Here is a 13753-nt window from a genome sequence, read left to right on the forward strand (position 1 = left end):
GATCACTTCGTCACTCCACCGCGCCGACGTCCGCGCTGCGCGCGCGCTCGTGAGCGGCACCGTCCGCCGCGAAGCGGGCCGGCAACGACACGATCGTTTCGAACGTACGATACGGCGCGCCGACACGATCGTCGGTGAAGCGCAGCGCGATATCGCCACCGTCGCGCTTCAGGAAGTTGCGCACCGCGTCCATGCCGACGCCGCGCCCCGACACTTCGGTCACGGCACTCGCGGTCGAGAAACCCGGGCGGAAGATCAGCTCGGCCACCGCGTCGTCGGACAGCGCCGCGTCGTGGTCGGCATCGATCCAGCCCCGCTCGCGCGCGATGCCGCGAATCCGGTCGAGCGCGAGGCCGCGGCCGTCGTCGCTCAGCACGAACCACAGCTCGCCGCCGCCCACGCCGACCGCGATGTCGATCGTGCCGGATGCCGCCTTGCCCGCCGCGCGGCGTTCGTCGGACGATTCGATCCCGTGGTCGATCGCGTTGCGCAGCAGGTGCATGAACACGTTCTTCAGCGTCGCGACGATTTCGCTGCGCACGCGCTGGCCGTGGCTGTCGATATGCACGACGGGCGCCGGCTTGCCGAGTTCCGCCGCGAGCGACGGCAGCGACTCGATCACGCCGCCGAGCGCATCGCCGATCCCCTGCGTGCCCAACTGGCTCAGCATGCGGCGTACGGCATCGCGTGCCGCGTGCCAGTCGGCCGCGTTCGCCGGATCGGCGCCGTCGAGCACGCGCAGGCTCTCGCTGATGTGCGCGCGCTCGACCATCAGGAAGTCGGCGCCGCCCTGCACCGCGTCACCGCTGCGGCCCAACGTGACCGCGTTGATCGTCGCGTAGTGCTCGACAGCCTCGCGCACGCGCGCCAGGTCGTCCATCAGCGCGTCGCGGTTCCACTCTGGGCCGCCGTCCGCGCGGCGCAGCGAGTCGTACGCCTGCTCCGCTTCGTGGACGATGTTCGTCAGGTGCTGGAGGCTGTACGTGCGTGCATTGCCCTTGATCGTGTGCATGTTGCGGAACAGCGCCGCGACGATCGAGTGATCGGCACGCTCGTGCTGGCGGATCATCCGCTCGTTCTCGCTGAGGAAACCCTTCGCGCTGTGCACGAAGTCGTGGAACTTGTCCTGGCTGATCGACAGGATCTCGCCGATCATCTCGAGGCGGCGCTGCTGCTCGCCGGCCTGCGCGGTCAGCTCGCGGATCTCGGTCACGTCGCGCACGCACAGCATCAGGCGCACCACCGTGTCGGTCTCGTCGGTGATCGCCGACCAGCTCAGGTCGAGCCACTTCTCGCGGCCGTCCGGCATCCGCTTCGCGACCTCATTCACCAGCAGGTGCTCGTTGAACTCGAAGTTCATGCTGTCTTCGCCGAGGCACGCATGCACGGCCGCGTCGACCTGCGAACGCGCGTCGGCGCCGATCGCCGAATCGTCGAACACGAGCGCCATCAGGTCGCGGCCGGCGATGTCGTTCGTCTCGAAGATGGTCTCGAGGTACGCCGAATACTCGGCATGCACGACGCCGCCTTCGACGACGGTCAGGATCCCCTGCTGCATGTTCTGCAGCATCGCCTGGATGTCGGCCGTCTTCTGCTTGAGCTGCGCGGCGTTCTCCTGGATCTTCTCGATCATCCCGTTGAACGCGACGATCGAATGGCCGATTTCGTCCATCCGGCCCACCGGCACGCGGCGCGTGAAATCCTGGCTCGCCGCGATCTCGCTCATCGCCGTCTGCATCCCGATCAGCGGGCGCGTGATCTGGCGATACAGCAGCAAGCCGAGCGCGGTCAGCAGCACGATCACCGTGCCGGCGACGCCCGCGATCGCGGTCGCCGTCGTCGAGAGCATCCCGTTCAGCGCGCTGATCGCGACGTCCTTCTGGCGGTTCTTCTCGACGCGCAGCGTGTCGACGATGCTTTCGAGTTCGTCGCGATACTGCGCGACGTTCGCGAACAGATACGCCTGCACCATCTCCGACTTGCCGTCGGCCTTCATCTTCACGGTGTCGTCGATCGCCGCGAAATAGTTCGCGGCGCTGTCCTTCGCCTGCGACACGAGCCCGACCTGCGCCTGGCCGACCGCCGACTTCGCCTGCACGTCGAGTGCGGCGCGCAGCGCGGCCTGCTTCGCCTTCAGCTCGTCGCGCGCCTGGGCGGCGGTATTCGCGTCGGGCGCGTAGACGAGCGTCATCGTCGCGATCTGGATGTTCTTCACATCGGCGACGAGATCGGCCGACGCGAGCGCGCTCGGCACGATGCCCTGGGTGACCTGACGCACCTCCGACGCGCTCTTGCGCGTCTGGTACACGGCATAGATGCCGATCGCGGACAGCGCGAAGAACGTCAGGACGACTAGCAGCGTAATGCGGTGACGGATGGTCATGAGTCCAGCTCCCCGCGGCGATCCGGCTTCGACCGCCGTTTGGTCTATTGAAAGAATGTGAGCGCCGAATTATCGGGGATGGTGTATGACGCTCCGATGACCGGAAATCAATCGTTCATTGATAAAAATGCAATGAATAATTGTGGCGAAAGAACCCTAAAGTATTGCCGGGATCTGCCGTTAACCTTGTGCCTCAAGGCTTCTGCCGGTGCGCCTACGCGACCGCAAATCCGGGATTCGGATATTTTGTTTTTATTTATTCGATCCGCGAATTGACCGCTAAATGGATTTCGTAAAACGTTTGCGAATTATCGGCGAATCCGGTTGAATGCGCGATTTTTTATTGCCGTTGAATCATTGGACGGACGGGTGAAAACGATACCGCCCGCCCCCGGGCCGACGATGCGATGAACGGCATCGTCGGCCCCCGGGCGGGCGTGACCGGCGGCCGGTCAGTGGCTGCTGGCGCGGGTCGCTCCCAGGCCCGTTTCCGAGCGCACCTGCTGCGCGGCGAACGCGCCCTTTTCCGACCGTGCGCGCGCGCTCGAGTCAAGCACCGAGAACAGCCACACGCCCACGAAGCCGATGGTCATCGAGAACAGCGCGGGCGACGTGTACGGGAACCACGCCGAACCCTTCGGATAACCGAGCGTTGCCTCCCACACCGACGGCGACACGATGGTCAGCCCCACCGACGATGCCAGCCCCAGGAACCCGCCGATGACCGCGCCGCGCGTGGTGCAGCCCTTCCACATCATCGACAGGAACAGCACCGGGAAGTTGGCCGACGCCGCCACGGCAAAGGCCAGCGACACCATGAACGCGACGTTCTGCTTCTCGAACGCGATGCCCAGCAGCACGGCGATCACGCCGAGCACCAGCGTCGTGATGCGCGACACCTTCAACTCGTCGGCACTGTCGGCCTTGCCGTTCTTGAAGACGGTCGCATAGAGATCGTGCGACACCGCGGACGCGCCGGACAGCGTGAGCCCGGCGACCACCGCCAGGATCGTCGCGAAGGCCACGGCCGAGATGAAGCCGTAGAACACGTCGCCGCCCACCGTCTTGGCCACCAGCACCGCGGCCATGTTGGCCGTGCCCGCGCCGCCCTTGATCACGCCCTTGGCCACGTCGGACAGCTCGGGATTGGTCAGCACCAGCGTGATCGCGCCGAAGCCGATGATGAAGATCAGCACGTAGAAATAGCCGATCCAGGTGGTGGCCCAGAACACCGACTTGCGCGCTTCCTTCGCATCCGGCACCGTGAAGAAGCGCATCAGGATGTGCGGCAGGCCGGCGGTGCCGAACATCAGCGCCATGCCGAACGAGATGGCCGAGACCGGATCCTTGATGAACCCGCCCGGCGACATGACCGACAGCCCGATACGGGTCGCGTCGTCCGGCGACTTGCCCGCGTTCGCCGCAATCGCGGTCTTGACCTCCACGGCATGGGCGAACAGCGCCTCCGGGCTGAAGCCGTACTGCGCGAGCACCATGATCGCCATGAACGTCACGCCCGCGAGCAGCATGCATGCCTTGATGATCTGCACCCAGGTGGTCGCGGTCATGCCGCCGAACAGCACGTAGACCATCATCAGCGCGCCGACGATCACGACGGCCACCCAGTAGTCGAGACCGAACAGCAGCTTGATGAGCTGCCCCGCGCCCACCATCTGCGCGATCAGGTAGAACGCCACCACCACCAGCGTGCCGACCGCGGCGAAACTGCGGATCGGCCCCTGCTCGAAGCGGTAGCCCGCGACGTCGGCGAAGGTGAACTTGCCGAGGTTGCGCAGCCGCTCGGCCATCAGGAACGTGATGACCGGCCAGCCGACCAGAAAGCCGATCGAATAGATCAGGCCGTCGTAACCCGACGTCATCACCGCGGCGGAAATGCCGAGGAAGGAGGCGGCCGACATGTAGTCGCCCGAAATCGCCAGCCCGTTCTGGAACCCGGTGATGCCGCCGCCGGCCGTATAGAAATCCGCGGCGGAACGCGTGCGGGAAGCCGCCCACTTGGTGATCCACAGCGTCCCTGCCACGAACAGCGCGAACAGGACGATGGCCGTGGTGTTGGTCGCCTGCTTGGCAGTCTGCCCGACATCGCCGCCGCCCGCGACGGCCACGCCGCACGCGCTCGCGGCCAGCAGCGCAACCAGCATCGTCGAAAGTGTCTTGTTCATCGGGCGACATCCTGCAGGATGTCCTGCGTCAGTTGGTCGTATTCGTTGTTGGCGCGGCGCACGTAGATGCCGGTGATGACGACGGTGAATACGATCACCGCCATGCCGATCGGCACGCCGACACTCGTCACGCCGGTGCTCACGGGCTTCGCGAGAAACGACTTGTCGAATGCGATCAGTGCGATGTAGCCGTAGTAGACGATCAGCATCAGCACGGTCAGACAGATGCCGAGCGTATTGCGCCGTCGCTTGAGCTGCGCATACTTCGGATGCGCTTCGATTTTTTTCACCAACCCATCATGCATCGCCTGTCTCCTGGTTTGCTTTTTGAATGAGTTCGGCGATTCTGAATAGCGAAGCTGACTGCGTGCTTACTCGATCGTGCGCGCGCGGCATTCCGGGCACTATGGTTTTCCCTAGCGGGTTCGGGCGTGGTGGCGGCATCGCCTGCGCATGAGCGGCAGGCTCGATGCACCGAATTCATTCCCGTCAGGAAACAATCAATCGCTCGCCGATGATTCACCCGCCCGCCCGTACGCTCTAGACTGTCGCATCGTTCCCTTTCCGGATTCACGCAATGACCGACGTCCTGCCGCTGACCACCGATCCCGAGTCGGGCCTCCAATACCGGCTGCGCCCGGCCGCCGGCCGCCCCATTGCCCGCCTGTTGCTGCTGCATGGCGTCGGCGGCAACGAAACCAACCTGCTGAACCTGGCCGGCATCATCGATCCGCGGATCGAGATCGCGTTCCTGCGCGCCCCGCTCACGTTCGGGCCCGGCCAGCATGCATGGTTTCCAGTGCGCTTCGGCCCGAACGGCCCCGAAATCGACGCGGCCCGCGCGGACGAAAGCCGCATTCAGCTGATCACGCTGCTGCGTGCCTTCCGCGCCCGCGACGGCGCGGATTCCGCATTGCCGACCGTGATCGCCGGCTTCAGCCAGGGCGGCATCATGAGCGCGGGCGTCGGCCTCACGTCGCCGGAGGATGTCGCCGCCTTCGCGGTGCTGTGCGGGCGCATCCTGCCCGAAATCGATCCGCTGATCGCGCCGCGCGATGCGCTTCGCCCGCTCCATGCGCTGATCGTGCACGGCCGCTTCGACGACAAGCTGCCCGTCGCGTGGGCCGACACCGCCGACGCGAAACTCACGTCGCTCGGCGTCGCGCACGATACGCGGCTGTACGAAGCCGGCCACGAACTGACTGCGGAGATGGCCGGCGATTTCAGCCGATGGGTCGGCGAACGCGCCGGCTTGAACTGATCACACCGGCGCGCCGGGCGCGACCACACCGGCGCGCCCGGCGTGTCCCGTCAGGTGCCCCGCGCCGGATCGGCGACGGCACCCGTGGCCACGGACGCACGCGCATGCGCCGCCTGCTCTCGCGCGGCACCGCGCTTCGCCAGCTTCCAGCCCACCACGAGTGCGAGCACGACGACCGGAATCATCGCGATGGTCCACGTGCCGCCCGGATAGTCGAACGCCATCAGCACCAGCACGCCGACGAGGAAGGCCAGCGTGAGCCACGACGTGAACGGCGCGCCGGGCATCCGGAACGACACCGCCTTCAGCTCGCCGCGATCGACCGCGCGGCGGAACAGGATCTGGCACATGACGATGAAGCCCCACGTCGTGATGATCCCGAGCGACGCCATGTTCAGCACGATCTCGAACGCCTGCGCCGGCACGATGTAGTTCAACGGCACGCCGATCGCGTTGATCGCGACCGTGATCAGGATCCCGCCGTACGGCACGCCGCGTGCGTTCATCCGCGACACGAAGCGCGGCGCCGATCCGCCCATCGCCAGCGAGCGCAGCACGCGCCCGGTCGAATAGAGGCCGGAGTTCAGGCTCGACAGCGCGGCGGTCAGCACCACGACGTTCATCACAGTGCCGACGTACGGCACGCCGAGCTTGCTGAAAAACGTCACGAACGGGCTTTCGTGCGAGCTGTATGCCGTCCACGGCAGCAGCATCGTCAACAGCACGACGGAGCCGACATAGAACAGCGCAATACGCCACATCACGCTGTTGATGGCTTTCGGCAGGACCTTGCGCGCATCGGCCGTCTCGCCCGCCGCGACGCCGACGAGCTCGATGCTCGCGTACGCGAACACCACGCCCTGCACGATCAGCACGGCCGGCAGGAGCCCGTGCGGAAAGATCCCGCCATGATCCGCGACCAGGTGAAGCCCCGGCATCTGCCCGGCGACCGGATGGCCGCTCGCGAGAAACACCGCGCCGACCGCGAGGAACACCGCGAGCGTCCCCACCTTGACGAGCGAGAACCAGAACTCCATCTCGCCGAACACCTTCACGCCGATCATGTTCATCACCGACACGATCCCGAGCGCACCGAGCGCGAAGACCCACTGCGGCACGTCCGTGAACACGGCCCAGTACTTCATGTAGATCGCGACCGCCGTGATGTCGACGATGCCGGTCGTTGCCCAGTTCAGGTAGTACATCCAGCCCGCGACGAACGATGCGCGCTCGCCCATGAACTCCCGCGCGTACGACACGAAGCTGCCGCTGGTCGGCCGGTGCATCACGAGCTCGCCGAGCGCGCGCATGATCAGGAAGGCGAACACACCGCAGACGAGATACACGAGCGCGAGCGCGGGCCCCGCGCTCTGCAGGCGTCCACCCGCACCGAGAAAGAGGCCGGTGCCGATCGCACCGCCCATCGCGATCATCTGCACGTGCCGCGGCTTCAACTGCTTCGCGTAACCGGCCTCGTGCGACGCGAACATCGCGTCGGGATCGGCATGACGGGAATCCGCGCCGCCGGCCGGACCGGCCGGGCGCTCGCTGCTGTGGTTCATCGTGAGTCTCCGTAGTTTCTTGATGTGTCGCGCCCCGCGCGGGGGCGCTGATGAAATGACGGCCCGCCGGGCGCTCGACGCGCGCGCCGGCGGCCTTCAGCCGGCGTCAAAGCACGCGCGGCCGGATCAGCGCTTCGGGCCGAAGCGCTTCGTCTACCTGTGCATCGGTCATCCACTCGCGCTCGAGTACGACCTCGCGAATCGACTTGCCGGTCGCGTGCGCTTCGGCCGCGACGGCGGTCGCGCGCTTGTAGCCGATGTACGGATTCAGCGCGGTCGCGAGCGCGACCGAGCGCTCCATCGTTTCGCGCAGCCGCTCGGGGTTCGCGGTGATCCCGCTCACGCAGCGCTGCGCCAGCGTCGTGCAGGCGGCCGTCAGGTGGCTGAAGCTGCGGAACAGCGCGCTGGCGATCACCGGCTCGAACGCGTTGAGCTGAAGCTGCCCGGCCTCGGCGGCGAAGGTCACGGTCAGGTCGTTGCCGAACACCTCGAACGCGACCTGGTTGACGACTTCCGGGATCACCGGATTCACCTTGCCGGGCATGATCGACGAGCCGGCCTGCACCGGCGGCAGGTTGATCTCGCCGAACCCCGCGCGCGGGCCGCTCGACAGCAGCCGCAGGTCGTTGCAGATCTTCGACAGCTTCACGGCGATCCGCTTGAGCACGCCCGAGACCTGCACGAACGCGCCGCAATCCTGGGTCGCCTCGATCAGGTTCGGCGCGGTGCTCAGGTCGAGCCCGGTAATGCGCCGCAGCGCCGCCAGCGCCTTCTCCGCGTACTGCGGATGCGCGGTGATGCCCGTGCCGATAGCGGTCGCGCCGAGGTTGATCTCGCGAATCAGCCAGCCGGCTTCCTGCAGGCGTGCAATGTCTTCCGTCAGCATCACCGCGTAGGTCGAGAATTCCTGGCCGAGCGTCATCGGCACCGCGTCCTGCAATTGCGTGCGGCCGAGCTTCAGCAGGCCGGCGAACGCGTCGGCCCGCTCCGCGAACGCATCGCGCAGGCGCGCCATCGCTTCGAGCAGGTGCTCGAGCGCGAAGCAGGTCGCGACGCGGATCGCGGTCGGATAGACGTCGTTGGTGCTCTGCGCGAGATTGACGTGTTCGTTCGGATGCAGGTATTCGTACTGCCCGCGCGCGTGCCCCATGAGTTCGAGCGCGCGGTTGCAGATCACCTCGTTCGCGTTCATGTTGGTCGACGTGCCGGCCCCGCCCTGGATCACGTCGACGACGAACTGGTCGTGCAGGCGCCCTTCGCGAATCTCGACGCACGCGGCGGCGATCGCATCGCGGTACGGTCGCGGCAGCAGCCCGAGCTCGCAGTTCGCGTCGGCCGCGGCCTCCTTCACGGCAGCGAGCGCCATCACGAGGTACGGCAGCGACGCGATGGTGCGGCCCGAAATGTCGAAGTTCTCTTTCGCGCGCAGCGTATGGACGCCGTAATACGCGTCGTCCGGAATACTTCGTTTGCCTAAAAGATCCGCTTCGACGCGGAAGCCGTTTTCTGTCATCGTGCCCTCCTGGATGTCTCGTACCGCTTGCCGTTCGCCGCTTCCCGACGCGACGGGTTCGCATTCTATGCCTTTGCAAAAACAAGCTCGCTTATGTATTATCGAAAGCGGTTTTGCGTGGGACGCAACAGCGAGAATCGAATGAAAAAAGGCGCGAGAGAAACCGGCATCGATCACATGGGCGCAATGCGCGCGTTCGTGAGAGTGGTCGAAACAGGGAGTTTTTCGGCGGTCGCGAAGGAGATGCACGTGTCGACGTCGACGGTCGCGCGCAAGGTCACGGCGATCGAGGAGGCACTCGGCGTCGCGCTGCTGCACCGCTCGACGCACAGCGTCACGCTGACCGAGGCCGGCCATATCTACCTGGAACGCGCCGTCACCCTGATCGCCGATCTCGACGACACGCTGCGTGTCGTCGCCGAGCTGAATGCGCAGCCGAGCGGCCCGCTGAAGCTCACCGCGCCGGTTGCGTTCGGCCGCCGCCATCTCGCCCCGCTGGTCGCGCCGTTTCTCGCGCGCTACCCGACGATCCAGCTCGACGTGCGCCTCACCGACAACCACAACGACCTCGTGGCCGGCGGCTTCGACCTCGACATTCACGAAGGCGAGAACTATCTGGACAACCTCGTCGTCCACCGGCTGTCGCGCAACGACAGCATCCTGTGCGCGACGCCCGGCTATCTCGACCGCTGCGGGCGCCCGTCCACGCCGGACGACCTCAAGCAACACAACTGCCTGCGCTACGTGCACCCCGAAGGCGATCCGCGCTGGGAGCTCGTGAACGGCGACGCGCATCACAGCCTGCTGCCGGCCGGCAACCTCGTCACCGACCATTCGGAGCTGCTGCTCGAAGCGACCTGCGCGGGGCTCGGCATCGCGGAGTTCGAGATCTGGCTGGTGCGCGACCTGCTCGCGAGCGGGCGGCTCGAAGCCGTGCTGCCGCGCTACCGGCTGCTGAACCGGCTGACGGGCGAATACATCTACATCGCGTATCTGGCGAACCGGCGCAGCTCGGCGAAGCTGCGCGTCCTGAAGGACTTTCTCGCGGAACACCTCGCGCATATCGGCGAGCTGTCGGCGCTGGAGCTGGGGAAGATTCGCGGCGCGCGCACGTAGCACCCGCGTTCACGCCCGCGCTGGCCAGCCGGCCGGCATGGGCCCGCCGCCGCGCCCGGCCCGGGGTGCGGGCCGGCGGCAGCGGCGCATCCGCGCCGGTCAGGCCGGCTGCAATTCGAACGGGAACGTGGCGTGCCCGATCTCGACGCCCTGCGTGTTGCGCATCGGCGGCCGATGGAAAGCGGCCAGTTGCGCGCGCTGCCCGGCCGTGCCGATCTGCAGCCGCTCGAGGAGCTCGCTGACGACCATGTAGAGCACGTCGAGATTACCGTCCTCGATCTTCACCGAGATGCCGAGCGCGCCATCGGCGCCCAGCTGCCGCGTGCGCGCCGACGCACGCACGCCGATCCCGTAGCACGCATCGGCGCCGAGCTTGCCGACCACCTGCCCGTCGAACGCTTTCATCAGCACCGTGCAATAGCGCCCGTCGCCGGCCACCAGTTCCGGATACGCGGTCATCGCACGATGAATGCGCGCCAGCGCGCGCACGCGATCGCTGATTGCGTCACCGCCCGCCTCCACCGTATCCGCCCCGTCGGCCAGCGATGCGTACAGGCGCGCCAGCCGGTCCAGCGGAAACGCCGGCGTCGGCAGGTTGCACCCGTCGATCGCCCAGCCCACTTCGTCGTCGCGCAGCCCGCACGCATCGGCCATCACCTGCTTCACGCGCACCTGCATCGGATGCTCGGGCAGATGGTAATCGGCAATCGCGGCGCCGATCGCCTGCGCGCCGGCCAGCATCCCGACATGCTTGCCCGAACAGTTGCTGCATACGCCGGTCGGCGTGTAGTCGCGCTTGATCCACGCACGGTACACCGCGTCGGACAACGGCGGATGGCCGCCGCAACGCAAGTCCGATTCCTGCGCGGCGACTTTTGCGAGCATCGCGCGCGTGCGTTCGATATGCCGGTCCTCGCTGCTGTGCGACGCGCACATCAGCGCGATGTCCGCATCGTCGAAGCCGAAGCGCTCGGGCGCACCCGTCTCGATCACCGACAGCGCCTGGGCCGGCTTCGCCGCCGACCGCGCGAGCGTCATCCGGAACGGATTGCCGAACCGGGCCAGCAGCCTGCCGCGTGCATCGACCACCGCCACATCGGCGACGTGCGTGTTCTCGATCGCCTTGCCGCGGTACGTGACGACTGCTGCGCGTTGGGTGTCCATCGTATGTTGTCTCCATGCTCGGGGCCTGCTTGCCGGGGCCCATCCAACCGGTACGGCAGTGTAGCGAGTCGCCGCGCCACGCGCCGGCCCGGCCATGGAAAGCGGTGTTGCATATGACGCAAAGGCGATCGCGCCCCCACGAAGACCTGACCGAATTAGTACAAAAACCATTCAATCGTTTACAGAATTGGTACCAATCCGTACAATTGCGATCGCAAACGCGAATCATACGCATTTACATTGACGTTTTCCGATGTTCCGCACTGCCCGGCCTGCATCGAGAAGACGCGCCCGCTCACCGAACCTTCTGCTGCCTCTCGATATGCCCGCCCAGTTCAAGACGAGGCCTCGCGCCCTCGTGTCGGCGCTGACCTGCTCCGTGTTCCTGACCCCGCTGCTCGCTTCCGCCGAAACGGTACCCTCTCCCGCGCCCGCCGCCGACCAGCCGGCCCCGTCCGCCGACGTGCAGGCGACGCTGCCGACAATCACGATCCAGTCGTCCGCGCCGTCGGACATGCAGGTGAAGCAATCGCCGTCGTACAAGTTCACCGCGCCGCTGCTCGATACGCCGCGCTCGGTCACGGTGATCCCCGAGCAACTGATCAAGGAAAAAAACGTCACGTCGTTCGCGGACGCGCTGCGCTCGGTACCGGGCATCACGTTCCTCGGCGGCGATGCGGCCGCGAACCCGTCGGCCGACCGCCCGGTGATCCGCGGCTTCGAATCGCGCAACTCGATCTTCGTCGACGGGATGCGCGACTCGGGGCTGCAGAACCGCGAAACGTTCGCGGTCGAGCAGATCAGCGTGATCAAGGGCCCCGATTCGGTCTACGCGGGCCGCGGCTCGGTGGGCGGCAGCATCGACATCGTCACGAAGACACCGAAGAACGACGATTTCATCAACAGCAGCATCGGCTTCGGCACCGACGGCTACAAGCGCGCGACGGTCGACGCGAACCGCAAGATCAACGACACGACGGCCGTGCGCCTGAACGTGATGGGTCACGACGCGAACCAGGCCGGCCGCAACGACGTCTACAACAAGCGCTGGGGTGTCGCGCCGTCGATCGTGTTCGGGCTGAACACGCCGACCACGGTCACGGTCAGCTATTACCACATGAACTCGTACGACATGCCGGACTTCAGCGTGCCGTTCCGCGCGTCGGGCGGCACGCCGGTGCCGACCGATCGCGGGCAGTTCTTCGGGTTGAACACGCGCGACTACCGCTACGGGCAGACCGACACCGCCGAAGTACGCGTCGAGCACAAGCTCAACGACGACTGGAAGCTGAAGAACACGACGATGTTCGGCCGCTCGACGCTCGATTACGTCGCGACGAACCCGCAGATCCTCGCGTCGAACCCGAACATGCTGAGCCTGCAGGCAAAGAGCGGCAAGTACGCGCTCAACGGCTTCTCGAACCAGACCGAGGTGACCGGCAGCGCGAGCCTGTTCGGCATGAAGCACACGATGACGGCCGGCGTCGAGTTCAGCCATGAACAGGCGCGCTACGAGGGCTACCTCGTGTCGGATTCGGCCGGCCACAACATCCGCTCGGGCGGCCCGTGCTCGGTGGCCGGCAACTGCACGCCGCTCGCGGGCGGCTGGAACCCGAACATGCCGTGGACCGGCAGCATCGTGCTGAACGGCGACAAGGGCTTCCCCGGCGCGACGACGAACACGCGCACCGACACCGTGTCGGCGTACATCTTCGATACCGTGAAGCTGTCCGAGCGCTGGCAGTTCAACACGGGGCTGCGCTTCGACCGCTACGACACGACCGGCAAGCAGGCCGGCGTCGCCGACCTGTCGAACACGTCGAACCTGTTCAGCTACCAGTTCGGCCTCGTGTTCAAGCCGGTGAGCAACGTGAGCCTGTATGCGTCGTACGGCACGTCGTCGAACCCGCCGGGGTCGAACGGCGGCCTCGGCGGCGGCACCGACCAGATCACCGCGACGAACCAGGACCTCGCGCCGGAGCGCTCGCGCAACATCGAGATCGGCGCGAAGTGGGACGTGCTGCGGGATCAACTGTCGCTGACGTCGGCGCTGTTCCAGACCGAGAAGACCAATGCGCGCGTGAGCGACGGCCTCGGTCACACGGTCAACGCGGGCAAGCAGCGCGTGCGCGGTTTCGAATTCGGCTTCGCGGGCAACATGACGCCGAAGTGGCACGTGTTCGGCGGCTACTCGTACCTGAACGCGATCACGACCGACGCGGGCCCCGGCAGCCCGGGCGCATCGGGCCTGCCGATGGTGATGGTGCCAAAGCACAACTTCACGCTGTGGACGAGCTACGACGTGATGCCGAAGCTCACGCTCGGCGCCGGTGCGACGGTGATGAGCCAGACCTATGCGTCGGTATCCGCGACGACGAAGAAATGGACGCCCGGCTACGCGCGCTTCGACGCGGCCGCCACCTGGCGCGTGAACAAGACGATGGACGTCCAGCTGAACGTGCAGAACCTGTTCGACAAGAAGTATTACGCGAGCGCGTACCCGATCTACGCGACCTGGGCGCCGGGCCGTTCGGCGATGGTCACGCTCAACTTCTATCAGTAACGCGGTTG

At 66.3% G+C, this 13753-nt stretch carries 9 protein-coding genes; 3 read left to right on the forward strand and 6 right to left on the reverse strand.

Annotation, left to right across the window (positions count from 1 at the left end; genetic code table 11):
* Positions 1-10 precede the first annotated feature (10 nt).
* From DPV79_RS30030 to DPV79_RS30040, 3 genes are all read right to left on the reverse strand, one after another.
* Positions 11-2383: an ATP-binding protein gene (locus tag DPV79_RS30030; RefSeq protein ID WP_113047178.1), complete on the reverse strand. Its 2373-nt coding sequence runs from the start codon at positions 2381-2383 to the stop codon at positions 11-13.
* Between the two features lie 452 nt (positions 2384-2835).
* Positions 2836-4566 carry a cation acetate symporter gene (locus DPV79_RS30035; RefSeq protein ID WP_060226388.1) on the reverse strand — a complete coding sequence of 577 codons (1731 nt, stop codon included), beginning with the start codon at positions 4564-4566 and terminating at the stop codon, positions 2836-2838.
* Positions 4563-4871 carry a DUF485 domain-containing protein gene (locus DPV79_RS30040; RefSeq protein WP_021161374.1) on the reverse strand — a complete coding sequence of 103 codons (309 nt, stop codon included), beginning with the start codon at positions 4869-4871 and terminating at the stop codon, positions 4563-4565. The genes DPV79_RS30035 and DPV79_RS30040 overlap by 4 nt, the downstream gene beginning before the upstream one ends.
* A 272-nt stretch (positions 4872-5143) precedes the next feature.
* On the opposite strand from DPV79_RS30040, the gene DPV79_RS30045 reads away from it, so the two are divergent.
* Complete coding sequence (locus DPV79_RS30045; RefSeq protein WP_113047179.1) at positions 5144-5827, forward strand: alpha/beta hydrolase; 684 nt, start codon at positions 5144-5146, stop codon at positions 5825-5827.
* A 50-nt stretch (positions 5828-5877) separates the two neighbouring features.
* On the opposite strand, the gene DPV79_RS30050 is transcribed toward DPV79_RS30045, so the two are convergent.
* Together DPV79_RS30050 and DPV79_RS30055 are read right to left on the reverse strand one after the other, a co-directional pair.
* Positions 5878-7389 (reverse strand): amino acid permease, encoded by a 1512-nt coding sequence (locus DPV79_RS30050; RefSeq protein WP_113047180.1) that lies wholly within the window; start codon positions 7387-7389, stop codon positions 5878-5880.
* A gap of 106 nt (positions 7390-7495) precedes the next feature.
* Positions 7496-8902, reverse strand: a complete 1407-nt coding sequence (locus DPV79_RS30055) for an aspartate ammonia-lyase (protein WP_021161379.1) — start codon at positions 8900-8902, stop codon at positions 7496-7498.
* Between the two features lie 141 nt (positions 8903-9043).
* Between DPV79_RS30055 and DPV79_RS30060 the strand changes: the two genes are divergently transcribed.
* Complete coding sequence (locus tag DPV79_RS30060; protein WP_027791264.1) at positions 9044-10018, forward strand: LysR family transcriptional regulator; 975 nt, start codon at positions 9044-9046, stop codon at positions 10016-10018.
* Positions 10019-10117: 99 nt separating this feature from the next.
* Here DPV79_RS30060 and DPV79_RS30065 read toward each other — a convergent pair whose 3' ends face one another.
* Positions 10118-11182, reverse strand: a complete 1065-nt coding sequence (locus tag DPV79_RS30065) for an asparaginase (RefSeq protein WP_021161381.1) — start codon at positions 11180-11182, stop codon at positions 10118-10120.
* 322 nt (positions 11183-11504) lie between these two features.
* Between DPV79_RS30065 and DPV79_RS30070 the strand changes: the two genes are divergently transcribed.
* Positions 11505-13745 (forward strand): TonB-dependent receptor, encoded by a 2241-nt coding sequence (locus tag DPV79_RS30070; protein WP_059651037.1) that lies wholly within the window; start codon positions 11505-11507, stop codon positions 13743-13745.
* Positions 13746-13753: the final 8 nt, after the last annotated feature.

It is taken from the genome of Burkholderia reimsis (assembly GCF_003294055.1).
Lineage (GTDB): Bacteria > Pseudomonadota > Gammaproteobacteria > Burkholderiales > Burkholderiaceae > Burkholderia > Burkholderia cepacia.